A 24,720-nucleotide genomic window follows, 5' to 3' on the forward strand; every position below is an offset into this window, starting at 1 on the left:
CGATGATGCGACGACGTACCACCCTGCTCACCGGCTGCACCGCCCTCGTCCTGGCGCTCGGCGCGACCGCCTGCGGCGGCGGACCCGTCACGGCCGGCGGCGGCGACAAGGCGCTCAGTGGCCAGACGGTCACCGTGGCCGGTGTCTGGTCCGGCAGCGAGCAGAAGAACTTCCAGAAGGTGCTCGACGCCTTCAGCCAGAAGACGGGCGCGAAGACCCAGTTCGTGTCCACCGGGGACAACGTCTCCACCGTCGTCGGCAGCAAGATCGAGGGCGGCAACGCCCCCGACGTGGTGATGGTCCCGCAGGTCGGCGTGCTCCAGCAGTTCGCAAAGGAGGGCTGGCTCAAGCCGCTGTCCCAGACCGCCCAGTCCGCCGTCGACGCCAACTACGCGGACGTCTGGAAGACGTACGGCAGCGTCGACGGCACGCTGTACGGCCTGTACTTCAAGGCCGCCCACAAGTCGACCGTCTGGTACAGCCCCGACGCCCTCACCCAGGCCGGGGTCGAGCCGCCGACGACGTACGAGGAGATGCTGAAGGCCGGACAGACCATCTCGGACTCCGGGCTCGCCGCCTTCTCGGTGGCCGGGCAGGACGGCTGGACGCTCACCGACTGGTTCGAGAACATCTACCTCTCCCAGGCCGGGCCCGAGAAGTACGACGCCCTCGCCGCGCACCAGCTGAAGTGGACGGACGCGTCGGTGGTCGAGGCGCTGACGACGCTCGGCAAGCTGTTCAAGGACAAGCAGCTGATAGCGGGCGGCCAGAAGGGAGCCCTCAACACCGACTTCCCCGGCTCGGTGGAGAAGGTGTTCGGGCCGAAGCCCGAGGCCGGCATGGTCTACGAGGGGGACTTCGTCGCCGGGGTCGCCAAGGACCAGTTCGGCCGGACCATCGGCGAGGACGCGAACTTCTTCCCCTTCCCGGCGGTCGGCGGCGGTGACGCGCCGGTCGTCAGCGGCGGCGACGCGGCCGTCGTCCTGAAGGACGGCAAGAACGCCGAGGCCGGGATGAAGCTCCTGGAGTACCTCGCCACGCCCGAGGCCGCGGCGGTGTGGGCCGAGGCGGGCGGCTTCCTGTCCCCGAACAGGAAGCTCGACCTCGCCTCCTACGGCGACGACGTCACCCGGGCCACCGCCAGGTCGCTGGTCGACGCGGGCGACTCGGTCCGCTTCGACATGTCCGACCAGGCACCGGCCGCCTTCGGCGGCACCAAGGGCGCGGGCGAGTGGAAGATCCTGCAGGACTTCCTGCGCGACCCGTCGGACCCGAAGGGCACCGCGGCCGAGCTGGAGGCCGCGGCGGCGAAGGCGTACCGGGGCTGACATGGCGGCCACGCTGGTGAAAGACGCGAGCCGTCCGGCCGCCGCGGGCGCCGGGAAGGGCCGGCGCCCGCGGCGGCGGGGGCCGCTCGTCGCCCTGCTCTTCGTCCTCCCCGCCCTGCTCCTGCTCGGCGCCCTCGTCGTCTACCCCGTGCTGTTCTCCGTCGGCCGCAGCTTCTTCGACGCGTCCGGCACCCGCTTCGTGGGCGGCGACAACTACACCGAGATGTTCCGCGACCCGGCGACGCTGAAGGCCGTACGCAACACGGCGATCTGGGTCGTCGTGGCACCGACGCTGCTCACCGGGCTCGGGCTGATCCTGGCCGTGCTGGTGGAGAAGGTCCGCTGGGCGACGGCGTTCAAACTGCTGCTGTTCATGCCGATGGCGGTGTCCTTCCTCGCCGCGGGCATCATCTTCCGGCTCGCCTACGACGAGGACCCGGACAAGGGCGTGCTGAACGCCGCCGTCGTCTCCGTCCACGACGCCTTCCAGGGCACGTCGTCCTATCCGACCGCGCGGGCGCGCGACGGCCAGGGGATGACCAAGGAGGCGGACGGGGCGTACCGGACGACGGCGAGTGTGTCGCCGGGGGAGACCGTGGCGCTCGGCCTGGTCGGGGTGCTGCCCGGTGACCTGCCCGGCGGTGCGCAGCCCGCGTATGCCGCGGCCGAACGGAAGGCCGGAGCCGGTGAGCTGCGCGGAGTGGTGTACCTGGACTTCACGCCCGGTGGGGGAGGGCAGCAGGGCCGGGTCGACCGGCAGGAGAGCGGGTTGCCCGAGATCACGGTCGAGGCGGTGCGCGACGGAAGGACGGCCGGTACGACGACCACGGCGTCCGACGGCTCCTTCCGCTTCGCGGGCCTGGACCCGGGCTCGTACACGCTGCGGCTGCCCGCCTCGAACTTCGCCCCGCCCTACGACGGCATCTCCTGGCTCGGGCCGACGCTGGTGACGCCCGCGATCATCGGGGCGTACCTGTGGATCTGGACCGGCTTCGCGATGGTGCTGATCGGCGCGGGGCTGTCGACGCTGCCGCGGGACGCGCTGGAGGCGGCGCGGATGGACGGCGCCAACGAGTGGCAGATCTTCCGCAAGATCACGGTGCCGCTGCTGGCGCCGGTGCTGACGGTGGTGTTCGTGACGCTGGTGATCAATGTGATGAAGGTCTTCGACCTCGTCTACATCATCGCGCCCGGCCCCGTGCAGCAGGACGCGACCGTGCTGGCGACACAGATGTGGCTGGTGTCCTTCGGCGGGGGCAACGACCAGGGCCTCGGCAGCGCGCTGGGCGTCCTGCTGCTGCTCCTGGTGATCCCCGCGATGGTCTTCAACGTCCGCCGATTCCGAAGGAGCCAGCGATGAACACCGTCCGACGGAGCCTGGGCAACAGCCTGGTCCAGGCCTTCCTCGTGGTGGTGGGCCTGATCTGGCTCACCCCGCTGGCCGGGCTGTTCCTGTCGTCGCTGCGGTCCGCCGAGGACACGGCGAAGGGCGGCTGGTGGACGGTGTTCACCAGCCCCGGCCGGCTGTCCTTCGACAACTACTCGGCGCTGCTGGAGAACGCCGGGATCACGCAGGCCTTCTGGAACACGGTCCTGATCTCGGTGCCGACGACGGTCCTGGTCGTCGTCATCGCGGCCCTCGCCGGATACGCCTTCGCCTGGCTGGACTTCCCGGGCCGCGAGCCGCTGTTCCTGCTGGTGGTCGCGCTGCTGGTGGTGCCGGTCCAGATCGGCCTGCTGCCGGTGGCCAAACTCTTCGGCCGGCTAGGCCTGTTCGGCACGATCCCGGGCGTGGTCCTCTTCCACGTCGCCTACGGCCTTCCGTTCGCGGTCTTCCTCCTGCGCAACTACTTCGCCGAGATGCCGAAGGAGATGCTGGAGGCGGCCAGGATGGACGGCGGCAGCGAGTGGCGCATCTTCACCCGCCTGGTCCTGCCGGTGGGTCGCCCGGCCATCGCCAGCCTCGCCATCTTCCAGTTCCTGTGGGTCTGGAACGACATGCTGGTGGCCCTGTTGTTCGCGGACAGCTCCTCACAGCCGCTGACCGTGGAACTCCAGTCGCAGATACGGCAGTTCGGCAGCAACATCGACGTACTGGCGCCGGGCGCCTTCGTCTCGCTGATCGTGCCGGTGGTGGTGTTCTTCGCGTTCCAGCGGCACTTCGTGCAGGGGGTGATGGCGGGGTCGGTGAAGTAGGGGCGGCGCGCAGGCCGCGCCGCCCCGTCGCTCACGGCGAAGCCGGTGGGTACAGCGACCTCGGCAGCCGGGAGGCCGCCGCCGCGTCCAGCAGCCACAGGGTGCGCTGCCTGCCGTACGCGCCCGCCGCCGGGGCCTGGACCTCGCCCGCGCCCGAGAGGGCCATGGCCGCGGCGTTCGCCTTGTCCTCGCCCGCCGCCAGCAGCCACACCTCACGGGCCGCCCGGATCGCCGGGAGGGTGAGGGTGATGCGGGTCGGCGGGGGCTTGGGGGCGCCGTGGACGCCGACCACCGTGCGGTCCGTCTCCCGCACCGCGGGAAGCTCCGGGAACAGGGACGCCACGTGGGTGTCCGGGCCGACGCCCAGCAGCAGGACGTCGAACGTCGGGACCGGGGCGTGGTTCTCCGGGACCGCCGCCCCGGCCAGTTCCTCGGCGTAGGCGGCCGCCGCCGCGTCGACGTCCGAACCGTACGGGCCGTCCGACGCGGGCATGGCGTGCACCCGCTCCGGGTCCAGCGGCACGGAGTCGAGGAGCGCCTCGCGGGCCTGGGTGACATTGCGGTCCGGGGCGCCCTCGGGCAGGAAGCGCTCGTCGCCCCACCACAGGTCCAGGCGGGCCCAGTCGATGGCGTCCCGGGCGGGCGCGGCGGCCAGCGCGGCCAGCAGGCCGTTGCCGTTGCGGCCGCCGGTGAGGACGACGGACGCGGTGCCGCGCGAGGCCTGGGCGTCCACGATCTTCGTGATCAGCCGGGCCGCGGCGGCCTGCGCCATCAGTTCCTTGTCGCGGTGGACGACCAGTTGCGGTGTGCTCACTTCGCCGCCGCCTTCCTCACCGGTGCCGGCGCCGCCGCGTCCTTCGCGGGTGCTTTCGCAGCGGTTTCGACGGGAGCCGGGACGGCTTCCGGCTCGTCGCCGAGGCCTTCTCCTTTGGCGGGCGGCTCCTCCACGGCGACCGAGGCCGACGCGTTCAGCCGGTCCACCCCGTACCGCAGCGCCGACGCGTACGTGTCGTCCGGATCCAGTCGCCGCAGCTCCTCGGCGATCAGCTCGGCCGTCTCCCGCCGCTTCAGCGCCACCGCACGGTCCGGCTGGCCCTGGATGGACAGCGTGGCCAGCGAGCCGTCGGCGCGGTCGAGGGTGATCGGGCCGCAGTCGGTGTCCATGCGGACCGCCGTGAGACCGGGCCCGGCGGACAGCGAGCGCCGGACGGGGACGTCCAGCCGGTCCGCGAGCCACATCGCCAGCAGCTCACAGCTCGGGTTGAACTCCTCGCCCTCCACCTCGACGCCCTTGACCTCGCAGACGACCTGGTCGAGGGCCGCCGCCAGCATCGAGCGCCAGGGCGTGATCCGGGTCCACGACAGGTCGGTGTCGCCGGGCGTGTAGGTGCCGGCGCGGGCGGACAGCTCCCGTACCGGCTGCTCGGCGGCGTAGGTGTCGGTGACCCGGCGCTGGGCCAGCGCGCCGAGCGGGTCGTTGGCCGGGTCGAGGGGCGCGTTGACCGGCCACCAGACGACCACGGGGGCGTCCGGCAGCAGCAGCGGCAGCACCACCGACTGGGCGTGGTCGGCCACATCGCCGTACAGCCGCAGGATGACCGTCTCGCCGATGCCCGCGTCCGCGCCCACCCGCACCTCGGCGTCGAGGCGGGACTGCGTGCGGTCGCGGGGGGTGCGTGAGACGCGCTTGATGACGACGAGGGTGCGCGAGGGGTGCTCCCGCGAGGCGTCGCCGGCGGCCTTCAGGGCGTCGTAGGCGTTCTCCTCGTCGGTGACGACGACCAGGGTGAGGACCATGCCGACGGCCGGCGTGCCGATCGCCCGGCGGCCCTGCACGAGCGCCTTGTTGACCTTGCTGGCCGTGGTGTCGGTGAGGTCTATCTTCATGGCCGGCGCCAGCTCCGTCCGTCTCGTTCGAGCATCTGGTCCGCCTCGACGGGCCCCCACGTTCCGGCCGGGTACTGGGCGGGCCTGCCGTTGCTGTCCCAGTACTCCTCGATCGGGTCGAGGATCTTCCAGGACAGCTCGACCTCCTCGGTGCGCGGGAAGAGGTTCGAGTCGCCCAGCAGGACGTCCAGGATCAGCCGTTCGTACGCCTCCGGGCTGGACTCCGTGAAGGACTCGCCGTACGCGAAGTCCATGGAGACGTCCCGGATCTCCATCGAGGTGCCCGGCACCTTGGAGCCGAAGCGGACGGTGACGCCCTCGTCGGGCTGGACGCGGATGACGATCGCGTTCTGGCCCAGCTCCTCGGTGGCCGTCGCGCCGAAGGGGGAGTGCGGGGCGCGCTGGAAGACCACCGCGATCTCGGTGACGCGGCGGCCGAGGCGCTTGCCGGTGCGCAGGTAGAACGGCACACCGGCCCACCGCCGGTTGTCGATCTCCAGCTTGATCGCGGCGTACGTGTCGGTCTTCGACGCGCGGTCGATGCCGTCCTCTTCGAGGTAGCCGATGACCTTCGCGCCGCCCTGCCAGCCCGCCGCGTACTGTCCGCGCACGGTGTCGCGGCCCAGGTCCCTGGGCAGCCTCACGGCACCCAGCACCTTCGTCTTCTCCGCGGCCAGCGCGTCCGCGTCGAAGGAGGCGGGCTCCTCCATCGCGGTCAGCGCGAGCAGCTGCAGCAGGTGGTTCTGGATGACGTCACGGGCGGCGCCGATCCCGTCGTAGTACCCCGCCCGGCCGCCGATGCCGATGTCCTCGGCCATGGTGATCTGCACATGGTCCACGAAGGACCGGTTCCAGATCGGCTCGAACATCGTGTTGGCGAAGCGCAGCGCCAGGATGTTCTGGACGGTCTCCTTGCCCAGGTAGTGGTCGATCCGGAAGACCTGGTCCGGGGCGAAGACCTCGTGGACGACCTTGTTCAGCTCCTCGGCCGACTTCAGGTCGTGCCCGAACGGCTTCTCGATCACCGCGCGGCGCCACGAGCCGCTCGTCTGGTCCGCCAGCCCGTGCTTCTTCAGCTGCTGGATGACCACCGGGAAGGAGCGCGGCGGCACCGACAGGTAGAAGGCGAAGTTGCCGCCCGTGCCCTGCGCCTTGTCCAGCTCGTCGATGGTGGCGCGCAACCGCTCGAATGCGTCGTCGTCGTCGAAGGTGCCCTGCACGAAGCGCATCCCCTGGATGAGCTGCTGCCAGACCTCCTCGCGGAACGGCGTGCGGGCGTGTGCCTTGACCGCGTCGTGGACCTCCTGCGCGAAGTCCTCGTTGGCCCACTCGCGGCGGGCGAACCCGACCAGCGAGAAGCCCGGCGGCAGCAGACCCCGGTTCGCGAGGTCGTACACCGCGGGCATCAGCTTCTTTCGTGACAAATCGCCCGTGACGCCGAAAATGACAAGGCCCGACGGCCCCGCGATACGCGGGAGCCGTCGGTCTGCGGGGTCACGCAGCGGGTTGCTGCTCGACAAGGTGTCAGCCCTCCGAAGGGGCGAGTCGCTTCAGCTCGGCCTCGGTCGAGGCCAGCAGGTCGTTCCAGGACGCCGCGAACTTCTCGACGCCCTCGTCCTCAAGAAGCTGGACCACGTCGTCGTACTTGATCCCGAGCTGCTCGACCGCGTCGAGGTCGGCCCGGGCCTGCTCGTACGTCCCGGCGACGGTGTTGCCGGTGATCTCACCGTGGTCCTCGGTGGCCAGCAGGGTGGCCTCGGGCATGGTGTTGACGGTGTTCGGCGCGACCAGGTCGTCGACGTACATGGTGTCCTTGTACGCCTTGTCCTTCACGCCGGTCGACGCCCACAGCGGACGCTGCTTGTTGGCGCCCGCGTTCTCCAGCGCGCTCCAGCGGTCCGAGCCGAAGACCTCCTCGTACGTCTGGTAGGCGAGCCGCGCGTTGGCGACGGCGGCCTTGCCGCGCAGCGCCTTGGCCTCGTCGGTGCCGAGCGCGTCGATCCGCTTGTCGATCTCGGTGTCCACGCGGGACACGAAGAAGGACGCCACCGAGTGGATCAGGGAGAGGTCGAGGCCCTTCGCCTTCGCCTTCTCCAGGCCGGAGAGGTAGGCGTCCATGACCTCGCGGTAGCGCTCCAGCGAGAAGATCAGCGTGACGTTGACGCTGATGCCGTTGCCGATCGTCTCGGTGATCGCCGGCAGGCCCGCCTTGGTGGCCGGGATCTTGATCAGGGTGTTGGGCCGGTCCACCAGCCAGGCCAGCTGCCGGGCCTCGGCGACGGTGGCGCGGGTGTTGTGCGCGAGGCGCGGGTCGACCTCGATGGACACCCGGCCGTCCTGGCCGTTCGTGGCGTCGAAGACCGGGCGCAGGATGTCGGCGGCGTCCCGGACGTCCGCCGTGGTGATCATGCGGACGGCCTCCTCGACGGTGACCTTGCGGGCGGCGAGGTCGGCGAGCTGCTGCTCGTAGCCGTCACCGCTGCTGATCGCCTTCTGGAAGATCGTCGGGTTGGTGGTGACGCCCACGACGTGCTGCTGGTCGATCAGCTCGGCGAGGTTGCCGGACGTGATCCGCTTGCGCGACAGGTCGTCCAGCCAGATCGCGACGCCTTCATCGGAGAGGCGCTTCAGTGCGTCTGTCATGGAAATTCCATCTCCTACGTGTCGTATATGAGCGTCAGCGCCGGGTGGCGGCGATCGATTCCCGGGCCGCCGCGATCGACTCCTTCGCCTTGGTGGCGACGGTCTCGGCGGTGAAGCCGTACTCGCGGAAAAGGACCTTGCCGTCGGCCGAAGCCCCGAAGTGCTCCAGGGAAACGATGCGACCGGCGTCCCCGACGTACTTGTGCCAGGTGAGGCCGATTCCTGCCTCGACCGCGACACGAGCCTTCACGGACGGCGGCAGCACGCTGTCCCGGTACCCCTGGTCCTGCTCCTCGAACCACTCCACGGACGGCATCGACACCACCCGCGTCGGCACGCCGTCGGCCTGGAGCCGCTCGCGCGCCTCGACGGCCACGTGCACCTCGGAACCGGTCGCGATCAGGATGACCTGCGCCTCGCCGCCCTCGGCCTCGAACATCACGTAACCGCCGCGCGCGGCATCGTCGTTGGGCTCGTACGTCGGCACGCCCTGGCGGGTCAGCGCGAGACCGTGCGGGGCGCCCTTGCCGAACTCCTTGGTCCAGCGCCTGAGGATCTCCCGCCAGGCGATCGCGGTCTCGTTGGCGTCCGCCGGGCGGACCACGTTCAGCCCCGGGATCGCGCGCAGCGACGCCAGGTGCTCGACCGGCTGGTGCGTCGGGCCGTCCTCACCGAGACCGATGGAGTCGTGCGTCCAGACGTACGTCACCGGCAGGTGCATCAGCGCCGACAGGCGGACGGCGTTGCGCATGTAGTCGGAGAACACCAGGAACGTGCCGCCGTAGATACGGGTGTTGCCGTGCAGCGCGATGCCGTTCATCTCCGCGGCCATGGCGTGCTCACGGATGCCGAAGTGGATCGTGCGGCCGTACGGCTGCGCCTCGGGCAGCGGGTTGTCCGCCGGGAGGAACGACGACGTCTTGTCGATCGTCGTGTTGTTCGAGCCGGCCAGGTCGGCCGAGCCGCCCCACAGCTCCGGGATCACCGCGCCGAGCGCCTGCAGCACCTTGCCGGACGCGGCGCGCGTGGCGAGGCCCTTGCCCGCCTCGAAGACCGGGATCTTCTCCTCCCAGCCGGTGGGCAGCTCACCCTTGCTGATCCGGTCGAACTCGGCGGCGCGCTCCGGGTTGTTGTCGCGCCACTCCTGCAGCGACTTCTCCCACTCGGCCCGCGCCTGCCGGCCCCGCTCGAGGGCGCCCCGGGTGTGGGCGATGACCTCGTCGGCCACCTCGAAGGTCTGCTCCGGGTCGAAGCCGAGGACGCGCTTGGTGGCCGCGACCTCCTCGTCGCCGAGCGCCGAGCCGTGCGCGGCCTCGGTGTTCTGGGCGTTCGGGGCGGGCCAGGCGATGATCGAGCGCATCGCGATGAAGGACGGCCTGTCCGTGACCTTCTTGGCCGCCTCGATGGCGTTGTAGATCGCGTGCGGGTCCAGGTCGCCGTCCGGCTTCGGGGCGATGCGCTGGACGTGCCAGCCGTAGGCCTCGTACCGCTTGACCGTGTCCTCGGAGACGGCGGTCTCGGTGTCGCCCTCGATCGAGATGTGGTTGTCGTCCCACAGCAGGATCAGGTTGCCGAGCTTCTGGTGGCCGGCGAGGGAGGAGGCCTCGGCGGAGATGCCCTCCTGGAGGCAGCCGTCACCGGCGATGCAGTAGACGAAGTGGTCGAACGGGGACTCGCCCTGGGCTGCGTCCGGGTCGAACAGGCCGCGCTCGTAGCGGGCGGCCATCGCCATGCCGACCGCGTTGGCGACACCCTGGCCGAGCGGGCCGGTGGTGGTCTCGACGCCCACGGTGTGGCCGTACTCGGGGTGACCCGGGGTCTTCGAACCCCACGTCCTGAAGGCCTTCAGATCGTCCAGCTCCAGGCCGAAGCCGGCCAGGTACAGCTGGGTGTAGAGGGTCAGGGACGAGTGACCGGCGGACAGGACGAAACGGTCCCGCCCGACCCAGTCGGCGTCCGCCGGGTCGTGCCGCATCACCTTCTGGAAGAGGGTGTAGGCGGCCGGCGCCAGGCTCATCGCCGTACCGGGATGGCCGTTGCCGACCTTCTGTACGGCATCGGCGGCCAGGACGCGGGCGGTGTCCACGGCCCGCTGGTCCAACTCGGTCCACTCGAGGTCTGTGGTGGTCGGCTTGGTGCTCACCCTGGGTCAGGGCTCCTCTCCACATGTCGAAGGCCGGTGTCCTGCGCGTACACCGGCTGCCGGTGCACATGGCGCCCACCGGCCGTAGTCGAGCCTACCCCCGTAAGAACGTGCGTTTTTTCGCGTCATTCCAGAGTGCCGGGAGTGTCGTGGATCCGCCTCCCCACCGGGTCGTTTCCGTATTCGGCAAGTGAATACGCAGCCGCTCGTCCGAGTGCTCAATCGACGCCCTCCGCGCACCTCGGAGCACGCTGTCCAACACGACCCCACCCCCGCGAAGGTCGCGGTATGGGCAACGTCTACAGTGGCGTGGTACGCGCGAGCCTTTACCGGGACCTCACACGGTTCGGGCTTGCTGGGATGTCTCTGTCAGGGGTGTGCGTGACGGCCGTTGAATCCCGTCCTGCGGGGGTAATCGGGACGAGCCAGAGCCCGAGTCACCGGCCGTTCGGGGCCCGTGTCAAGGGGTTCGTGGCGCTGACCAAGCCGCGGATCATCGAGCTGCTGCTGATCACCACCGTGCCGGTGATGTTCCTCGCCGAGCAGGGCGTGCCGGACCTAGGCCTCGTGCTCGTCACCTGCCTCGCCGGGTACCTGTCCGCGGGCGGCGCCAACGCGCTCAACATGTACATCGACCGCGACATCGACGCGCTGATGGACCGCACCTCGCAGCGTCCGCTGGTCACCGGCATGGTCAGCCCCGGCGAGTGCCTCGCCTTCGGCATCGCCCTGGCGGTCGCCTCCACCCTGCTGTTCGGCCTCGCCGTCAACTGGCTGTCGGCCTGGCTCGCCCTCGGCGCGCTCCTCTTCTACGTCGTCGTCTACACGATGATCCTCAAGCGCCGTACCTCGCAGAACATCGTCTGGGGCGGCATCGCGGGCTGCATGCCGGTGCTCATCGGCTGGACGGCCGTGACGAACTCCCTCTCCTGGGCGCCGTTCATCCTCTTCATGGTCATCTTCTTCTGGACGCCGCCGCACTACTGGCCGCTGTCGATGAAGGTGCGGGACGACTACGCGCGCGTGGGCGTGCCGATGCTGCCGGTCATCGCGTCCAACAAGGTCGTCGCCAAGCAGATCGTGATCTACAGCTGGGTCATGGTCGCGGTCTCCCTGCTGCTGACCCCGCTCGGCTACACCGGCTGGTTCTACACGCTGGTCGCGCTGGCGGCGGGCGGCTGGTGGCTGTGGGAGGCGCACGCGCTGCAGAACCGGGCGAAGGCCGAGGTGACGGGCGCGAAGCTGAAGGAGATGCGGCTGTTCCACTGGTCGATCACCTATGTGTCGGTGCTGTTCGTGGCGGTGGCGGTGGACCCGTTCCTGCGCTAGCGGCCCTCCCTTTCCGTCTGTGCTACTCGCCGGTAGCATCGTGTCCATGGGAGACACGCAGCAGGTGGACGAGCGCCGGGTGACCCGGCTCGCCAAGCAGATCAACGCCTTCGCCAGGGCGCACGGCGGGGCGGAGGCCCAGGTCTCGTATCTCGGCCGGAGCGGCGCCCGGATCGTGCTCGTCGGCGAGGACGGCGGCTGGGGCGACCTGGTGGCACCGACGTACGCGACCGCCGAGAAGGCGGTGGAGAAGTCCGGCCTCACGGTCCACGAGTCCTTCGACGGCGAGTTCGCGGCGAAGGTGAAGACCGGCCCCTACGAGTGGAAGCGGATGGCCGGAATCCAGATCGGCGGCTGAGCACCACCCCTTTCCCGGGCTTTCCGCGCTCTCCCGGGCTTTTCCCGGACGTTTTTCCGCCGGTGCGGGGAACGCAACACCTGACACCCGGTTCACCCGTTAGGACTCGTAGGAGTACGTGGCCCAGTCCCGGGAGTCCGGATGATCGAAACGCCGTCCCTCGTGGACCAGTACTGCCACGGCGTTCTGAGAACGGAGCTGGGCCTCGGCACCTTCGAGGCCCAGCTGGCCCGCACCGAGGGCCCGCCCGCCCCCGGCACCACCCTCTTCGACACCCAGACCGGCTTCGCGGTACGCCGCTGGTGCCCCCCGCTGCTCGGCCTGGAACCGCACTGCCCGCCCGCCCGCTATCTCGCCCGGCGTCGCGAACTCGGCGTACTGGAGGCGGCCCGGCGGCTGCTGCGCGGCAGCGGCATCACGACGTATCTCATCGACACCGGACTGCCCGGCGACCTGACCGGCCCCGCCGAGATGGCCTCGACCGCGACCGCCGATGCACGTGAGATCGTCCGCCTGGAACTGCTGGCCGAGCAGGTCGCCGACACCTCCGGCACCGTCGAGTCGTTCCTGGCGAACCTCGCCGAGTCGGTGCACGGGGCCGCGGCGAACGCCGTCGCCTTCACCTCGGTCGCGGGCGTCCGGCACGGCCTCGCGCTCGCGCCCGAGCCGCCGGGGGCGGGTGAAGTGCGGGGCGCGGCGGGCCGCTGGCTGGCCGGTCGGCGGGTCGGCGGCGAGCTGAGCGACCCGGTGCTGCTGCGGCATCTGCTGTGGATCGCGGTCGCCTCCGGCCTGCCCCTCCAGCTGCACGCCGGGCTCGGTGAACCGGGCCTGCGCATCGACCGCACGGACCCGGTGCTGCTCACGGACTTCGTCCGCGCGACGGCCGGCATGGGCACCGACCTGGTCCTGCTGCACGGCTACCCGTACCACCGCCACGCCGCCCACCTCGCCGGCGTCTTCCCGCACGTCTACGCCGACTCCGGCGCCGCCCTGGTCCGCACCGGCGCCCGCGCCGCCACCGTCCTCGCCGAGATCCTGGAACTCGCCCCCTTCGGCAAGATCCTCTTCTCCAGCGGGGCCCAGGGCCTGCCCGAGCTGCACGTGGTGGGCGCCCGCCTGTTCCGCGAGGCCCTGGCCCGCGTCCTGGGCACCTGGGTGGCCGAGGGCGCCTGGTCCCTGGCGGACGCCCAGCGGGTCGCGGGCCTCATCGCGGCGGGGAACGCGCGCCGGGTGTACGGGCTGGAGTGAGCGCCCTGGCCGGGGCGGCCGGTCAGGCGGTGGTCAGCGTCCGGTCCGTCTGCCCGGGCAGGTCCGCCGGGGCGGTCCCGGGGCGTTCGCGCAGGGACAGGGCCACGCGCAGGACCGCGATCCAGACCAGGCAGGAGCCGAGCATGTGCAGGGCGACCAGGAGTTCGGGGAGGTCCGTGAAGTACTGGACGTAGCCGATGACGCCCTGGGCGAGCAGGATCAGGAACAGGTCGCGGGTGCGGTTCAGGGGGCCGCGCGGGGCGTCTACGGCCTTGAGGACGAACCACAGTGCGAAGGTCAGCGTCACCACGATCCACGCCAGGACCGCGTGCACCTTGCTGACGGTCTCCCAGTCCACGGGCATGCGCGGTACGTCGCTGGAGTCGCCCGCGTGCGGGCCCGCCCCGGTGACCACCGTGCCGACCACGATCAGCAGGACGCTGGCGGCGATCAGGCACCACACCAGCTGCCGCACGGCCTTGCCGACCAGCGGCCGCGCCGCACCGTCGCCCTCCCGGACGCGCTGCCACATCACCGTGGCGACGGTGATCAGCGCCGTGGTGGCGAGGAAGTGGGCCGCGACCGTGTACGGGTTGAGGCCGACCAGCACCACGATGCCGCCGAGCACGGCGTTGCTCATGACGACCCAGAACTGCGCCCAGCCCAGCCGGGTCAGGCCGCGCCGCCACGGCTTCTGCGCACGGGCCGCGATGATCGCCCAGCCGACCGCCGCGCACAGCACGTACGTGAGCATGCGGTTGCCGAACTCGATGACGCCGTGCAGGCCCATCTCGCGGGTCGCGGTCAGCGAGTCGGCCGTGCACTTGGGCCAGGTCGGGCAGCCGAGGCCCGAGCCGGTCAGCCGGACCGCGCCGCCGGTGACCACGATGACCACCGACATGACGAGTGCGGCGAGGGCCGCTCTCCGAACCGTCCTGGTGGTGGGGGTCCAGCGTGCGGCGATGAAGGCGAGCGGGTTGCGCAGGGCCGCTGCGGCGTCGGCGCGGGTCAACTTTGGCACGCGCACCATCGTAGGTGGCCGCTTGTGCACACGTTCACGAGGGTCCCCCGGCCCCAGTCGGCGTGCGCTACTCCCAGCGGAAGAACCGGCCCGCCGCCGCCAGGCCCACGACCGACCACCCGGCCAGGATCCCCAGGTCGCCCCACGGCATCCCGCCCCCGTGCTGGAGCACGTCCCGCAGCCCGTCCGACAGCGCCGAGATGGGCAGCAGGCCCAGCACGCTCTGCGCCGCGTCCGGGAACTTGCCCAGCGGGACGATCACCCCGCCGCCGACGAGCAGCAGCAGGAAGACGAGGTTCGCGGCGGCCAGCGTCGCCTCCGCCTTCAGCGTGCCCGCCATCAGCAGACCGAGGCCGGAGAAGGCGGCCGTACCGAGGATCAGCAGAAGCAGTACGGCGAGCGGGTTGCCCTGCGGCGACCAGCCCAGCGCGAGGGCGATCACCGTCACGAGGACCACTTGGAGCACCTCGACGACCAGCACGGACGCGGTCTTCGCGGTCATCAGGCCCCAGCGGGGGAGCGGGGAGGACGCCAGCCGCTTGAGCACGCCGTACCGGCGTTCGAAGCCCGTCGCGATGGCCTGGCCCGTGAACGCCGTCGACATCACGGCGAGCGCGAGGATGCCGGGGGCGAGGAAGTCGACGGCCTTTCCCGCGCCGGTGTCGACGATGTCGACGGTGCTGAAGAGCACGAGCAGCAGCGTCGGGATGATCACCGTCAGCAGCAGCTGCTCGCCGTTGCGCAGCAGCATCTTCGTCTCCAGCGCCGCCTGCGCCGCGATCATGCGGGGGAGCGGGGCCGCGCCGGGCCTGGGTGCGTACGTGCCTTTTCCGGCCGTCGTGGTCACGCGCGCAGCTCCTTGCCGGTGAGCTCCAGAAAGACGTCTTCCAGGGTGTGCCGTTCCACCGAGATCCGGTCCGGCATCACCCCGTGCTGGGCGCACCACGACGTCACCGTCGCCAGCAGTTGCGGGTCGACCTTGCCGACGACCCGGTACGAGCCCGGCGTCAGCTCGGCGGCCGCGCAGTCCGCGGGGAGCGCCTTGAGCAGGGAGCCTATGTCGAGGCCGGGGCGGCCGGTGAAGCGCAGCGTGTTCTCGGCGCCGCCGCGGCACAGTTCCTCGGGGGAGCCCTGGGCGATGACCCGGCCGGCGTCGATGATCGCGACGTCGTCGGCGAGCTGCTCGGCCTCGTCCATGTAGTGGGTCGTGAGGATCACGGAGACGCCGTCCGCGCGCAGGTCCCGTACCAGACCCCAGGTGGCCCGGCGGGCCTGCGGGTCCAGGCCCGCGGTCGGCTCGTCCAGGAAGACCAGCTCCGGGCGGCCGACCACGGCCATGGCCAGGGCGAGACGCTGCTGCTGCCCGCCCGACAGCCGCCGGTACGTCGTACGGCCGCAGGAGCCGAGCCCGAGGCGCTCGATCAACGCCTCCACGTCCAGGGGGTGCGCGTGCAGCTTCGCGACATGGCGGAGCATCTCGTCCGCGCGGGCGCCGGAGTAGACGCCGCCCGACTGGAGCATCACGCCGACCCGCGGCCGCAGCTCGCGGGACTGCCGCACCGGGTCGAGGCCCAGGACGCGCACCGTGCCCGAGTCCGGCCTCCGGTAGCCCTCGCAGATCTCGACCGTGGTCGTCTTTCCGGCCCCGTTGGGACCGAGCACGGCGGTGACGCCCGCCCGGGCCCGCAGGTCCAGGCCGTTCACCGCGGTCTTGTCGCCGTACCGCTTCACCAGGGCCTGCACCTGGACCACGGGCTCACTTCGCATGGCCCCAGAGTCTAGGTTCGCGGCCCGCGCCCGCGGGGGGCGGGGGGCCGGATCCGGCCGGTGACCGGGAACCCCTCCGACGGGGCACGATGATCGATCAAAGATCGTTTCTGCAGGTCAGCTTAGGTATGCCTAAGTGACGCAGGGCACCGTCGGGCGGGTGGGACGCCGCTTGCCTGCCTCTGAGGAATTACGCAACAATGGCGTTGTGAAAAACGTCGGCGAGGTTCGGGAGACCCCCACGGGGGCCCCTCAGGAGGAGTTCGTGACCGGGGAGCGCTCCACGCGCAACCGGGTCGCGCGGTCCATCCTGGACCACGGCCCGTCGACCGTCGCCGAACTCGCCGGACGGCTCGGCCTCACCCAGGCGGCCGTACGCCGGCACCTGGATGCGCTGGTCGCCGACGATGTCGTCGAGGCGCGCGAACAGCGGGTCTACGGAGCGCGGACGCGCGGCCGGCCCGCCAAGGTGTTCGCCCTCACCGACTGCGGCCGGGACGCCTTCGACCAGTCGTACGACAAGCTCGCCGCCGACGCGCTGCGCTGGATCGCCGAGCGCGAGGGCGGCAGCGAGGCGGTCGCCGCCTTCGCCCGCGCCCGGATCGCCGCGCAGGCGAGCGCGTACCGCAAGGCGATCGAGTCGGCCGCACCCGACCAGCGGACGGAAGCGCTGGCCAAGGCCCTGAGCGTGGACGGGTACGCTGCTACGGCGCGCAGCGCGCCCACCGGCGAGCAGCTGTGCCAGCACCACTGCCCGGTCGCCCACGTCGCCGAACAGTTCCCGCAGCTGTGCGAGGCCGAGACGGAGATCTTCGCCGAGCTGCTCGGTACCCATGTCCAGCGGCTGGCCACCATCGCGCACGGCGACGGTGTCTGCACGACGTTCATCCCCAAGACTTCCAAGACCCACAACACCGCAAGCACGGCCGGGAGGAACCCCGCATGACTCTCCCCACGGAGACTGCCCACCCCGAACTCGAGGGCCTGGGCAAGTACGAATACGGCTGGGCCGACTCCGACGAGGCCGGCGCGTCGGCGCGTCGTGGCCTGAACGAGGACGTCGTCCGGGACATCTCGGCGAAGAAGAGCGAGCCGGAGTGGATGACCAAGCTCCGCCTCAAGGGCCTGAAGCTCTTCGAGAAGAAGCCCATGCCGAACTGGGGCTCGGACCTGTCGGGCATCGACTTCGACAACATCAAGTACTTCGTGCGCTCCACGGAGAAGCAGGCGGAGTCCTGGGAGGACCTGCCCGAGGACATCAAGAACACCTACGACAAGCTCGGCATCCCCGAGGCGGAGAAGCAGCGCCTCGTGGCCGGTGTCGCGGCCCAGTACGAGTCGGAGGTCGTCTACCACCAGATCCGTGAGGACCTGGAGGAGCAGGGCGTCATCTTCCTCGACACCGACACCGCGCTGAAGGAGCACCCGGAGCTCTTCAAGGAGTACTTCGGGACCGTCATCCCGCCCGGTGACAACAAGTTCGCGTCGCTGAACACCGCCGTGTGGTCGGGTGGCTCCTTCATCTACGTCCCGCCGGGCGTGCACGTGGAGATCCCGCTCCAGGCCTACTTCCGGATCAACACCGAGAACATGGGCCAGTTCGAGCGGACCCTGATCATCGTCGACGAGGGTGCCTACGTGCACTACGTCGAGGGCTGCACCGCCCCGATCTACAAGTCGGACTCGCTGCACTCCGCGGTCGTCGAGATCATCGTCAAGAAGAACGCCCGCTGCCGCTACACGACCATCCAGAACTGGTCGAACAACGTCTACAACCTGGTCACCAAGCGCGCCGTCGCCTACGAGGGCGCGACCATGGAGTGGGTCGACGGCAACATCGGCTCCAAGGTGACGATGAAGTACCCGGCCGTCTACCTGATGGGCGAGCACGCCAAGGGCGAGACCCTGTCGATCGCCTTCGCGGGCGAGGGCCAGCACCAGGACGCCGGCGCCAAGATGGTCCACATGGCGCCGAACACCTCGTCCAACATCGTCTCCAAGTCGGTGGCGCGCGGCGGTGGCCGTACGTCCTACCGCGGCCTGATCGAGATCGGCGAGGGCGCGCCGGGGGCGAAGTCCAACGTGCTGTGCGACGCTCTCCTCGTCGACACGATCTCCCGCTCCGACACCTACCCGTACGTGGACGTCCGTGAGGACGACGTGTCCATGGGCCACGAGGCGACCGTCTCCAAGGTCTCCGAGGACCAGCTCTTCTACCTGATGAGCCGTGGCCTGAGCGAGGACGAGGCGATGGCGATGATCGTGCGCGGCTTCGTCGAGCCGATCGCCAAGGAGCTGCCCATGGAGTACGCCCTCGAGCTCAACCGGCTGATCGAGCTGCAGATGGAAGGCGCGGTCGGCTAAGACCCGCCATCCGGTCCGGCAGCAGGCGGCCCGCCCCCGGGGCGGGCCGAAGATCGAAAACGTAGGAAAGAGAGCAGACCGACAGCCATGGCTGAGGCTCAGAATATCCCGGTGGGCTCCACCACCGCCGGCTCGATCGCGGTGGCCGCCGAGTCGACCGTCGCCACGCGCATGAGCGCGCCCCCGTCCTTCGACGTGGCGGACTTCCCGGTCCCGCACGGTCGTGAGGAGGAGTGGCGGTTCACCCCGCTGGAGCGCCTGCGCGGCCTGCACGACGGCACCGCCGTCGCCACCGGCGAGGGCGTCAAGGTCGAGGTGGAGGCCCCCGAGGGCGTCACCGTCGAGACCGTCGGCCGCGACGACGCGCGGCTCGGCAAGGCCGGCACCCCGGTGGACCGCGTCGCCGCCCAGGCGTACTCGGCGTTCGAGAAGGCCGGGGTCGTCACCGTCCCCAAGGAGACGGTCCTCACCGAGCCGATCCGTATCGCCGTGCACGGCCAGGGCGGGGTCGCCTACGGCCACCAGGTCATCGAGCTCGGGGCCTTCGCCGAGGCCGTCGTCGTCATCGACCACACCGGTGACGCCGTGCTCGCCGCCAACGTCGACTACATCCTGGGCGACGGCGCCAAGCTGACCGTCGTCTCCGTCCAGGACTGGGACGACAAGGCCGTGCACGCCGCTCAGCACAACGCGCTGGTCGGCCGGGACGCGAGCTTCAAGTCGGTCATCGTGACCTTCGGCGGCGACCTCGTACGGCTGCACCCGCGCGTCACCTACGCGGGCACCGGTGGCGAGGCCGAGCTGTACGGCCTCTACTTCACGGACGCCGGCCAGCACCAGGAGCACCGTCTCTTCGTCGACCACAACACCCCGCACTGCAAGTCGAACGTCGCCTACAAGGGCGCGCTGCAGGGCGACGACGCGCACGCCGTGTGGATCGGCGACGTGCTGATCGAAGCCAAGGCCGAGGGCACGGACACGTACGAGATGAACCGCAACCTGGTCCTGACGGACGGCGCGCGGGTCGACTCGGTGCCGAACCTGGAGATCGAGACGGGCGAGATCGTCGGCGCCGGTCACGCCTCCGCCACCGGCCGCTTCGACGACGAGCAGCTGTTCTACCTGATGGCCCGCGGTATCCAGGAGTACGAGGCCCGCCGGCTGGTGGTGCGCGGCTTCTTCGCCGAACTGGTCCAGCAGATCGGCGTCCCGGACATCGAGGAGCGGCTCATCGCCAAGATCGAGGAAGAGCTGGAGGAGTCGGTCGCATGACCGCATTCGTACGCGTCTGCGGACTGAGCGAGCTGGAGGAGGACACCCCGAAGCGGGTGGAACTCGACGGCACACCGATGTCCATCGTGCAGACCGAGGGCGAGGTGTTCGCCATCCACGACATCTGCTCGCACGCGAACGTCTCCCTGTCGGAGGGCGAGGTCGACGACTGCCACATCGAGTGCTGGCTGCACGGCTCGCGCTTCGACCTCCGTTCCGGCAAGCCCGACGCCCTTCCGGCGACGCGACCCGTCCCCGTATACCCCGTAAAGATCGAAGGGGACGACGTGCTCGTCTCCCTCACCCAGGAGTCCTGAGGCACCCATGGCAACGCTTGAAATCCGAGACCTGCACGTCACCGTCGAGGCCGACAACGCCACGAAGGAGATCCTCAAGGGCGTCGACCTCACCGTGAAGCAGGGCGAGACGCACGCCATCATGGGCCCCAACGGCTCGGGCAAGTCGACCCTCGCCTACTCGCTCGCGGGTCACCCGAAGTACACGATCACCCAGGGCACCGTCACCCTCGACGGCGAGGACGTCCTGGAGATGTCCGTCGACGAGCGCGCCCGCGCCGGTCTGTTCCTCGCGATGCAGTACCCGGTCGAGGTCCCCGGCGTGTCGGTCTCCAACTTCCTGCGCACCTCCGCCACCGCGATCCGCGGCGAGGCGCCCAAGCTGCGCACCTGGGTGAAGGAGGTCAAGGAGGCCATGGAGCGCCTCAACATGGACCCGTCCTTCGCCGAGCGCAACGTCAACGAGGGCTTCTCCGGCGGTGAGAAGAAGCGCCACGAGATCCTCCAGCTGGAGCTGCTCAAGCCGAAGATCGCGATCCTCGACGAGACCGACTCCGGCCTGGACGTCGACGCGCTGCGCGTGGTCTCCGAGGGCGTCAACCGCGTCCGCGAGACCGGCGAGGTCGGCACCCTGCTGATCACCCACTACACGCGCATCCTGCGCTACATCAAGCCCGACCACGTCCACGTGTTCGCGGCCGGCCGCATCGCCGAGTCCGGTGGCCCCGAGCTCGCCGACAAGCTGGAGAACGAGGGCTACGAGGCATACACGAAGGGTGGCGCATCCGCGTGACACAGCTGCCGGGCCTCCTCGACACCGAGGCGATCCGCAAGGACTTCCCCGTCCTGGACCGACTGATCCACGACGGCAAGAAGCTCGTGTACCTGGACAACGCGGCGACCTCCCAGAAGCCGCGTCAGGTGCTGGACGCCCTGAGTGAGTACTACGAGCGCTACAACGCCAACGTCCACCGCGGTGTGCATGTGCTCGCCGAGGAGGCCACGGCGCTGTACGAGGGCGCGCGCGACAAGGTCGCCGAGTTCATCAACGCGCCCAGCCGCGACGAGGTGATCTTCACCAAGAACGCCTCCGAGTCGCTGAACCTCGTGGCCAACATGCTCGGCTGGGCCGACGAGCCCTACCGGGTGGACTCCGACACCGAGATCGTCATCACGGAGATGGAGCACCACTCCAACATCGTGCCGTGGCAGCTGCTGGCGCAGCGCACGGGCGCGAAGCTGAAGTGGTTCGGCCTGACGGACGACGGTCGCCTGGACCTGTCCACCATCGACGAGATCATCACGGAGAAGACGAAGATCGTCTCCTTTGTGCTGGTGTCCAACATCCTGGGCACGATGAACCCGGTCGAGGCGATAGTGCGCCGCGCGCAGGAGGTGGGCGCGCTGGTGTGCGTCGACGCCTCGCAGGCCGCGCCGCACATGCCGCTGGACGTGCAGGCCCTGCAGGCCGACTTCGTGGCCTTCACCGGCCACAAGATGTGCGGCCCGACGGGCATCGGTGTGCTGTGGGGCCGCCAGGAGCTGCTCGAAGACCTGCCCCCGTTCCTCGGCGGCGGTGAGATGATCGAGACGGTGTCGATGCACTCGTCGACGTACGCTCCCGCCCCGCACAAGTTCGAGGCGGGTACGCCGCCGATCGCGCAGGCGGTCGGCCTGGGCGCGGCGATCGACTACCTGTCGGCGATCGGCATGGACAAGATCCTCGCCCATGAGCACGCCCTCACCGAGTACGCGGTGAAGCGCCTGGCGGAGGTCCCCGACCTGCGCATCATCGGCCCGGCCACCGCCGAGGAGCGCGGCGCCGCGATCTCCTTCACCCTCGGTGACATCCACCCGCACGACGTGGGCCAGGTCCTCGACGAGCAGGGCATCGCGGTCCGCGTGGGCCACCACTGCGCGCGCCCGGTCTGCCTGCGGTACGGAATTCCTGCGACCACGCGAGCGTCGTTCTATCTGTACTCCACGCCGGCGGAGATCGACGCACTGGTCGACGGCCTGGAGCACGTACGGAACTTCTTCGGCTGAGGGGCGTGAGCGGCAACCGTGAAGCTGGATTCGATGTACCAGGAAGTCATCCTGGACCACTACAAGAACCCTCATGGGCGGGGCTTGCGGGATGGCGACGCCGAGGTGCACCACGTGAACCCCACATGCGGTGACGAGATCACGCTCCGCGTGAAGTACGACGGCACGACGATCAGCGACGTCTCGTACGAGGGTCAGGGCTGCTCGATCAGCCAGGCCTCCGCCTCCGTACTGAACGAACTCCTCGTCGGCAAGGAGCTGGCCGAGGCGCGGAAGATCCAGGAGACCTTCCTGGAGCTGATGCAGTCCAAGGGGAAGATCGAACCGGACGACGCCATGGAGGACATCCTGGAGGACGCGGTCGCGTTCGCGGGTGTCTCCAAGTACCCGGCCCGGGTCAAGTGCGCCCTCCTGAGCTGGATGGCGTGGAAGGACGCGACGGCCCAGGCGCTGGGCGCCGACGCCGAAAGGAAGACGGCATGAGCGAGACCGTGGAGATGAAACCGGCCTCGGAGGAGGAGCTCCGCGAGGCCCTGATGGACGTCGTCGACCCCGAGCTGGGCATCGACGTCGTCAACCTCGGCCTGATCTACGGCATCCACATCGACGACTCCAATGTGGCGACCGTCGACATGACCCTGACGTCCGCGGCCTGCCCGCTCACCGACGTCATCGAGGACCAGGCCAAGTCCGCGACGGACGGCCTGGTCAGCGAGCTGCGCATCAACTGGGTCTGGATGCCGCCGTGGGGTCCGGACAAGATCACGGACGACGGTCGGGAGCAACTGCGGGCGCTGGGGTTCAACGTCTGAGCCCGCCCGTACGTTCTTTCAGTGGCCCTCGGCGCACCGCCGGGGGCCACTGTCGTACCCGTTACTCGTTCCCCGTCCGGGCCACGTCGGTCACCAGGCGGAACGCCGCGTCGGCGTAGTACTGGCCGTGGTGCTCGTAGGGGTCCAGGCGCAGCCGGAAGTTCTGGTGGCGCAGGAAGCGGCCGGGGTAGTTGACGGACTCCAGGGCGATCGCGTCGGAGTGGGCGAGGGAGCGGGGGCAGAACGTGGCGTCCTGCCGGAACAGGCTGGATCCGTCGTGGTCCTCGGCGCGCAGGACGAACTCGCGGTGGCGGAGGTAGTCGCCGTCGGCCGTGACGAAGGAGTAGCAGGAGGAGTCGGCCAGGCCCTTGACGAGTTCGAAGGTGGCGTCCTGGCGGGCCGAGGACGAGGTGATCGTGTCGAGGGTGACCCGACCGTCGCTCACGCGCCAGTAGCGGTCCGGGTAGTTGACCGAGTTGACGAAGCGCCAGGTGGCCGAACTCGTGGGCGGCTTCGGGTCGTTGGAGGACGTGGTGCCGGGCGCGGGAGACTTGGGCGGTGTGCTCGTGATGGGGGTGGGGCTCGGCTTCCCGGACGTGGTCCCGGAGGGCTGGGCGGACGACAGGCCGCTCTTGCCGGGGGGTGTGGCCGTGCCCGTTGCGGAGGGGCTGGCAAAGGAGATCAGGCCGGGTATGGTCGCGCCGCCCGTGGGGGCGGGTGGCGCGCTCTTGGGTGACACGCCGTCAGGGCGCGCGTCCATGACGGCCACCGCGGTCACGCAGCCGACGATCGTGGCCATGGCGAGTCCGCCCGCCAGCCACAGGCGCCGTGTGCCGGGGACCCGGGAGGTGTCCGGGGACCAGTTGTTCTCCCACGGCTGCTGCGGGGGTGGGGAGGTGCTTTCGGGCATGCGCGGTTCCTCCAGGGGCGCGCGGGGGAAGGCGCGGCCGCGACGGGCCGCTATTTGAGCGGTGAAACACTAGTGGACGATGTGACGCTTGAGCAGCCTGATTCGGCAAGCGTTTCCACATCGAGTTCAGCCAACGGCTCTGACGCTTTGTGTACGGCCGTACACATCGTTGTGTACCCTCGTACACATGGGATTCCTGCTGCTCGCCGGTGCCATCGCGGCCGAGGTCGCCGCCACCACCGCCATGAAGTACAGCCATGGCTTCACCCGGCTGTGGCCGTCGCTGATGACCGCCCTCGGGTACGTGGTCGCGTTCGCGTTGCTCGCCCAGACCCTGAAAACGGTCTCCGTCGGCACGGCGTACGCGATCTGGTCCGGCGTCGGCACCGCGGCGATCGCGGTGATCGGGATGCTGTTCCTCGGGGAGGGGATGACCGTGGTCAGGGCCACCGGGATCGCGTTGATCGTCGTGGGGGTCGTGGTGCTCAACCTGGGCGGTGCGCACTGATGGTCCGGCGGTACGACCCCGAGCGACGGCAGCGGATCATCGACGCGGCGATCCGCGTGGTGGGCGCCAAGGGGATCGCCGGGCTGAGCCACCGATCCGTCGCCGCGGAGGCGGAAGTGCCGCTCGGTTCGACGACGTACCACTTCAAGACCCTGGACGACCTGCTGGTCGCGGCGCTGCGGCAGGCGAACGAGGGCTTCGCCCGGCTGGTCGCCGGGCGCACGTCGCTGACCGATCCGGGGACCGACCTGGCCGCCGAGCTCGCCGCCCTGCTGGGGGAGTGGCTCGCGGGCGACCGCACGGGGGTGGAGCTGGAGTACGAGCTGTACCTGGCCGCCCTGCGCCGCCCGGCGCTGCGGCCGGTCGCCGCGGAGTGGGCCGAGGCCGTGAGCGAACGCCTGGCCGACCGCACGGATCCGGCGACCGCGCGGGCGTTGCTCGCGGTGATGGACGGGATCTGTCTGCAGGTGCTGCTGACGGGGGTGGAGTATGAGGAGGGGTGGGCTCGGGAGGTTCTGGACCGGGTGATCCGACCTGGCGGTGGTCCTGCGCCTCTGCCCGGGGGTGGCTCTACGTCGCTGCCCGGGGGTAC

24 protein-coding genes and 1 pseudogene are annotated in these 24,720 nt (G+C 70.1%); 16 read left to right on the forward strand and 9 right to left on the reverse strand.

Annotated features, from left to right (window positions below):
- Positions 1-2: 2 nt before the first annotated feature.
- From KWI83_RS05190 to KWI83_RS05200, 3 genes are read left to right on the forward strand one after another with little or no spacing between them, the layout of a single operon-like run.
- On the forward strand, positions 3-1,328 hold the full coding sequence (locus KWI83_RS05190; RefSeq protein WP_218513064.1) for an ABC transporter substrate-binding protein: 1,326 nt from the start codon (positions 3-5) through the stop codon (positions 1,326-1,328).
- A 1-nt stretch (position 1,329) separates the two neighbouring features.
- On the forward strand, positions 1,330-2,688 hold the full coding sequence (locus KWI83_RS05195) for a carbohydrate ABC transporter permease (protein WP_218513065.1): 1,359 nt from the start codon (positions 1,330-1,332) through the stop codon (positions 2,686-2,688).
- Positions 2,685-3,524: a carbohydrate ABC transporter permease gene (locus tag KWI83_RS05200; RefSeq protein WP_218513066.1), complete on the forward strand. Its 840-nt coding sequence runs from the start codon at positions 2,685-2,687 to the stop codon at positions 3,522-3,524. Before KWI83_RS05195 ends, KWI83_RS05200 begins: the two co-directional genes overlap by 4 nt.
- Positions 3,525-3,555: 31 nt before the next feature.
- Here the strand turns inward: KWI83_RS05200 and pgl are convergent, their stop codons facing one another.
- The 5 genes from pgl to tkt are packed head-to-tail and all read right to left on the reverse strand — an operon-like array spanning position 3,556 to position 10,197.
- On the reverse strand, positions 3,556-4,338 hold the full coding sequence (pgl, locus tag KWI83_RS05205) for a 6-phosphogluconolactonase (RefSeq protein ID WP_218513067.1): 783 nt from the start codon (positions 4,336-4,338) through the stop codon (positions 3,556-3,558).
- Entirely contained in the window at positions 4,335-5,411 is a 1,077-nt protein-coding gene (opcA, locus tag KWI83_RS05210) for a glucose-6-phosphate dehydrogenase assembly protein OpcA (protein WP_218513068.1), read from the reverse strand. The genes pgl and opcA overlap by 4 nt, the downstream gene beginning before the upstream one ends.
- Entirely contained in the window at positions 5,408-6,931 is a 1,524-nt protein-coding gene (gene zwf / locus KWI83_RS05215; RefSeq protein ID WP_218513069.1) for a glucose-6-phosphate dehydrogenase, read from the reverse strand. Before zwf ends, opcA begins: the two co-directional genes overlap by 4 nt.
- Before the next feature lie 4 nt (positions 6,932-6,935).
- Positions 6,936-8,054 carry a transaldolase gene (gene tal / locus KWI83_RS05220; RefSeq protein ID WP_218513070.1) on the reverse strand — a complete coding sequence of 373 codons (1,119 nt, stop codon included), beginning with the start codon at positions 8,052-8,054 and terminating at the stop codon, positions 6,936-6,938.
- A 34-nt stretch (positions 8,055-8,088) separates the two neighbouring features.
- Entirely contained in the window at positions 8,089-10,197 is a 2,109-nt protein-coding gene (gene tkt / locus KWI83_RS05225; RefSeq protein WP_218513071.1) for a transketolase, read from the reverse strand.
- A gap of 360 nt (positions 10,198-10,557) precedes the next feature.
- On the opposite strand from tkt, the gene KWI83_RS05230 reads away from it, so the two are divergent.
- From KWI83_RS05230 to KWI83_RS05240, 3 genes are all read left to right on the forward strand, one after another.
- Positions 10,558-11,526, forward strand: coding sequence for a heme o synthase (locus tag KWI83_RS05230; RefSeq protein WP_256361766.1), 969 nt, complete (start codon positions 10,558-10,560; stop codon positions 11,524-11,526).
- A gap of 46 nt (positions 11,527-11,572) precedes the next feature.
- Complete coding sequence (locus KWI83_RS05235; protein WP_218513072.1) at positions 11,573-11,884, forward strand: hypothetical protein; 312 nt, start codon at positions 11,573-11,575, stop codon at positions 11,882-11,884.
- Between the two features lie 141 nt (positions 11,885-12,025).
- Positions 12,026-13,132 (forward strand): amidohydrolase family protein, encoded by a 1,107-nt coding sequence (locus KWI83_RS05240; RefSeq protein WP_218513073.1) that lies wholly within the window; start codon positions 12,026-12,028, stop codon positions 13,130-13,132.
- 22 nt (positions 13,133-13,154) lie between these two features.
- On the opposite strand, the gene KWI83_RS05245 is transcribed toward KWI83_RS05240, so the two are convergent.
- From KWI83_RS05245 to KWI83_RS05255, 3 genes are read right to left on the reverse strand one after another with little or no spacing between them, the layout of a single operon-like run.
- Positions 13,155-14,162 carry a heme A synthase gene (locus KWI83_RS05245; RefSeq protein ID WP_218513074.1) on the reverse strand — a complete coding sequence of 336 codons (1,008 nt, stop codon included), beginning with the start codon at positions 14,160-14,162 and terminating at the stop codon, positions 13,155-13,157.
- Between the two features lie 58 nt (positions 14,163-14,220).
- A complete protein-coding gene (locus KWI83_RS05250) occupies positions 14,221-14,937 on the reverse strand; it encodes an ABC transporter permease (RefSeq protein ID WP_256361860.1) in 717 nt (238 codons plus the stop codon).
- Positions 14,938-14,996: 59 nt separating this feature from the next.
- Complete coding sequence (locus KWI83_RS05255) at positions 14,997-15,920, reverse strand: ABC transporter ATP-binding protein (RefSeq protein ID WP_218513076.1); 924 nt, start codon at positions 15,918-15,920, stop codon at positions 14,997-14,999.
- Between the two features lie 208 nt (positions 15,921-16,128).
- On the opposite strand from KWI83_RS05255, the gene KWI83_RS05260 reads away from it, so the two are divergent.
- From KWI83_RS05260 to KWI83_RS05295, 8 genes are all read left to right on the forward strand, one after another.
- The gene (locus tag KWI83_RS05260; protein ID WP_218513077.1) at positions 16,129-16,866 is read left to right on the forward strand and encodes a metalloregulator ArsR/SmtB family transcription factor; all 738 of its coding nucleotides are present in this window, start codon (positions 16,129-16,131) and stop codon (positions 16,864-16,866) included.
- Positions 16,863-18,284: a Fe-S cluster assembly protein SufB gene (gene sufB / locus KWI83_RS05265; RefSeq protein WP_218513078.1), complete on the forward strand. Its 1,422-nt coding sequence runs from the start codon at positions 16,863-16,865 to the stop codon at positions 18,282-18,284. The genes KWI83_RS05260 and sufB overlap by 4 nt, the downstream gene beginning before the upstream one ends.
- Positions 18,285-18,371: 87 nt before the next feature.
- Positions 18,372-19,556 carry a Fe-S cluster assembly protein SufD gene (gene sufD, locus KWI83_RS05270; protein WP_218513079.1) on the forward strand — a complete coding sequence of 395 codons (1,185 nt, stop codon included), beginning with the start codon at positions 18,372-18,374 and terminating at the stop codon, positions 19,554-19,556.
- Positions 19,553-19,873, forward strand: coding sequence for a non-heme iron oxygenase ferredoxin subunit (locus KWI83_RS05275; RefSeq protein ID WP_218513080.1), 321 nt, complete (start codon positions 19,553-19,555; stop codon positions 19,871-19,873). Before sufD ends, KWI83_RS05275 begins: the two co-directional genes overlap by 4 nt.
- Before the next feature lie 7 nt (positions 19,874-19,880).
- On the forward strand, positions 19,881-20,645 hold the full coding sequence (gene sufC, locus KWI83_RS05280; protein ID WP_218513081.1) for a Fe-S cluster assembly ATPase SufC: 765 nt from the start codon (positions 19,881-19,883) through the stop codon (positions 20,643-20,645).
- Positions 20,642-21,898, forward strand: a complete 1,257-nt coding sequence (locus KWI83_RS05285; protein WP_218513082.1) for a cysteine desulfurase — start codon at positions 20,642-20,644, stop codon at positions 21,896-21,898. Before sufC ends, KWI83_RS05285 begins: the two co-directional genes overlap by 4 nt.
- Before the next feature lie 18 nt (positions 21,899-21,916).
- Positions 21,917-22,381: a Fe-S cluster assembly sulfur transfer protein SufU gene (sufU, locus tag KWI83_RS05290; RefSeq protein ID WP_141308822.1), complete on the forward strand. Its 465-nt coding sequence runs from the start codon at positions 21,917-21,919 to the stop codon at positions 22,379-22,381.
- Entirely contained in the window at positions 22,378-22,710 is a 333-nt protein-coding gene (locus tag KWI83_RS05295; protein ID WP_073942328.1) for a metal-sulfur cluster assembly factor, read from the forward strand. Before sufU ends, KWI83_RS05295 begins: the two co-directional genes overlap by 4 nt.
- Positions 22,711-22,771: 61 nt before the next feature.
- Here the strand turns inward: KWI83_RS05295 and KWI83_RS05300 are convergent, their stop codons facing one another.
- The gene (locus KWI83_RS05300; RefSeq protein ID WP_218513083.1) at positions 22,772-23,620 is read right to left on the reverse strand and encodes an AbfB domain-containing protein; all 849 of its coding nucleotides are present in this window, start codon (positions 23,618-23,620) and stop codon (positions 22,772-22,774) included.
- 187 nt (positions 23,621-23,807) lie between these two features.
- On the opposite strand from KWI83_RS05300, the gene KWI83_RS05305 reads away from it, so the two are divergent.
- Positions 23,808-24,128, forward strand: a complete 321-nt coding sequence (locus KWI83_RS05305) for a multidrug efflux SMR transporter (RefSeq protein ID WP_218513084.1) — start codon at positions 23,808-23,810, stop codon at positions 24,126-24,128.
- Positions 24,128-24,658 (forward strand): annotated as a pseudogene (locus KWI83_RS05310) (TetR/AcrR family transcriptional regulator); the annotation flags it as partial. The gene KWI83_RS05305 and the pseudogene KWI83_RS05310, both read left to right, overlap by 1 nt.
- Between the last annotated feature and the right edge of the window lie 62 nt (positions 24,659-24,720).

The sequence above is a fragment of the Streptomyces sp. TRM70350 genome (genome assembly GCF_019219825.1).
GTDB lineage: Bacteria > Actinomycetota > Actinomycetes > Streptomycetales > Streptomycetaceae > Streptomyces.

Bases quoted from the DNA above. Each gene is read 5' to 3' on its own strand.
- KWI83_RS05235 (WP_218513072.1), top strand. From the start codon at position 11,573: ATGGGAGACACGCAGCAGGTGGACGAGCGCCGGGTGACCCGGCTCGCC.
- KWI83_RS05300 (WP_218513083.1), bottom strand. From the start codon at position 23,620: ATGCCCGAAAGCACCTCCCCACCCCCGCAGCAGCCGTGGGAGAACAAC.
- tal (WP_218513070.1), bottom strand. From the start codon at position 8,054: ATGACAGACGCACTGAAGCGCCTCTCCGATGAAGGCGTCGCGATCTGG.
- KWI83_RS05255 (WP_218513076.1), bottom strand. From the start codon at position 15,920: ATGCGAAGTGAGCCCGTGGTCCAGGTGCAGGCCCTGGTGAAGCGGTAC.
- KWI83_RS05295 (WP_073942328.1), top strand. From the start codon at position 22,378: ATGAGCGAGACCGTGGAGATGAAACCGGCCTCGGAGGAGGAGCTCCGC.
- KWI83_RS05305 (WP_218513084.1), top strand. From the start codon at position 23,808: ATGGGATTCCTGCTGCTCGCCGGTGCCATCGCGGCCGAGGTCGCCGCC.
- KWI83_RS05200 (WP_218513066.1), top strand. From the start codon at position 2,685: ATGAACACCGTCCGACGGAGCCTGGGCAACAGCCTGGTCCAGGCCTTC.
- KWI83_RS05230 (WP_256361766.1), top strand. From the start codon at position 10,558: ATGTCTCTGTCAGGGGTGTGCGTGACGGCCGTTGAATCCCGTCCTGCG.
- KWI83_RS05240 (WP_218513073.1), top strand. From the start codon at position 12,026: ATGATCGAAACGCCGTCCCTCGTGGACCAGTACTGCCACGGCGTTCTG.
- sufB (WP_218513078.1), top strand. From the start codon at position 16,863: ATGACTCTCCCCACGGAGACTGCCCACCCCGAACTCGAGGGCCTGGGC.
- KWI83_RS05195 (WP_218513065.1), top strand. From the start codon at position 1,330: ATGGCGGCCACGCTGGTGAAAGACGCGAGCCGTCCGGCCGCCGCGGGC.
- sufD (WP_218513079.1), top strand. From the start codon at position 18,372: ATGGCTGAGGCTCAGAATATCCCGGTGGGCTCCACCACCGCCGGCTCG.
- KWI83_RS05275 (WP_218513080.1), top strand. From the start codon at position 19,553: ATGACCGCATTCGTACGCGTCTGCGGACTGAGCGAGCTGGAGGAGGAC.
- KWI83_RS05245 (WP_218513074.1), bottom strand. From the start codon at position 14,162: ATGGTGCGCGTGCCAAAGTTGACCCGCGCCGACGCCGCAGCGGCCCTG.
- sufC (WP_218513081.1), top strand. From the start codon at position 19,881: ATGGCAACGCTTGAAATCCGAGACCTGCACGTCACCGTCGAGGCCGAC.
- KWI83_RS05250 (WP_256361860.1), bottom strand. From the start codon at position 14,937: ATGATCGCGGCGCAGGCGGCGCTGGAGACGAAGATGCTGCTGCGCAAC.
- opcA (WP_218513068.1), bottom strand. From the start codon at position 5,411: ATGAAGATAGACCTCACCGACACCACGGCCAGCAAGGTCAACAAGGCG.
- KWI83_RS05190 (WP_218513064.1), top strand. From the start codon at position 3: ATGATGCGACGACGTACCACCCTGCTCACCGGCTGCACCGCCCTCGTC.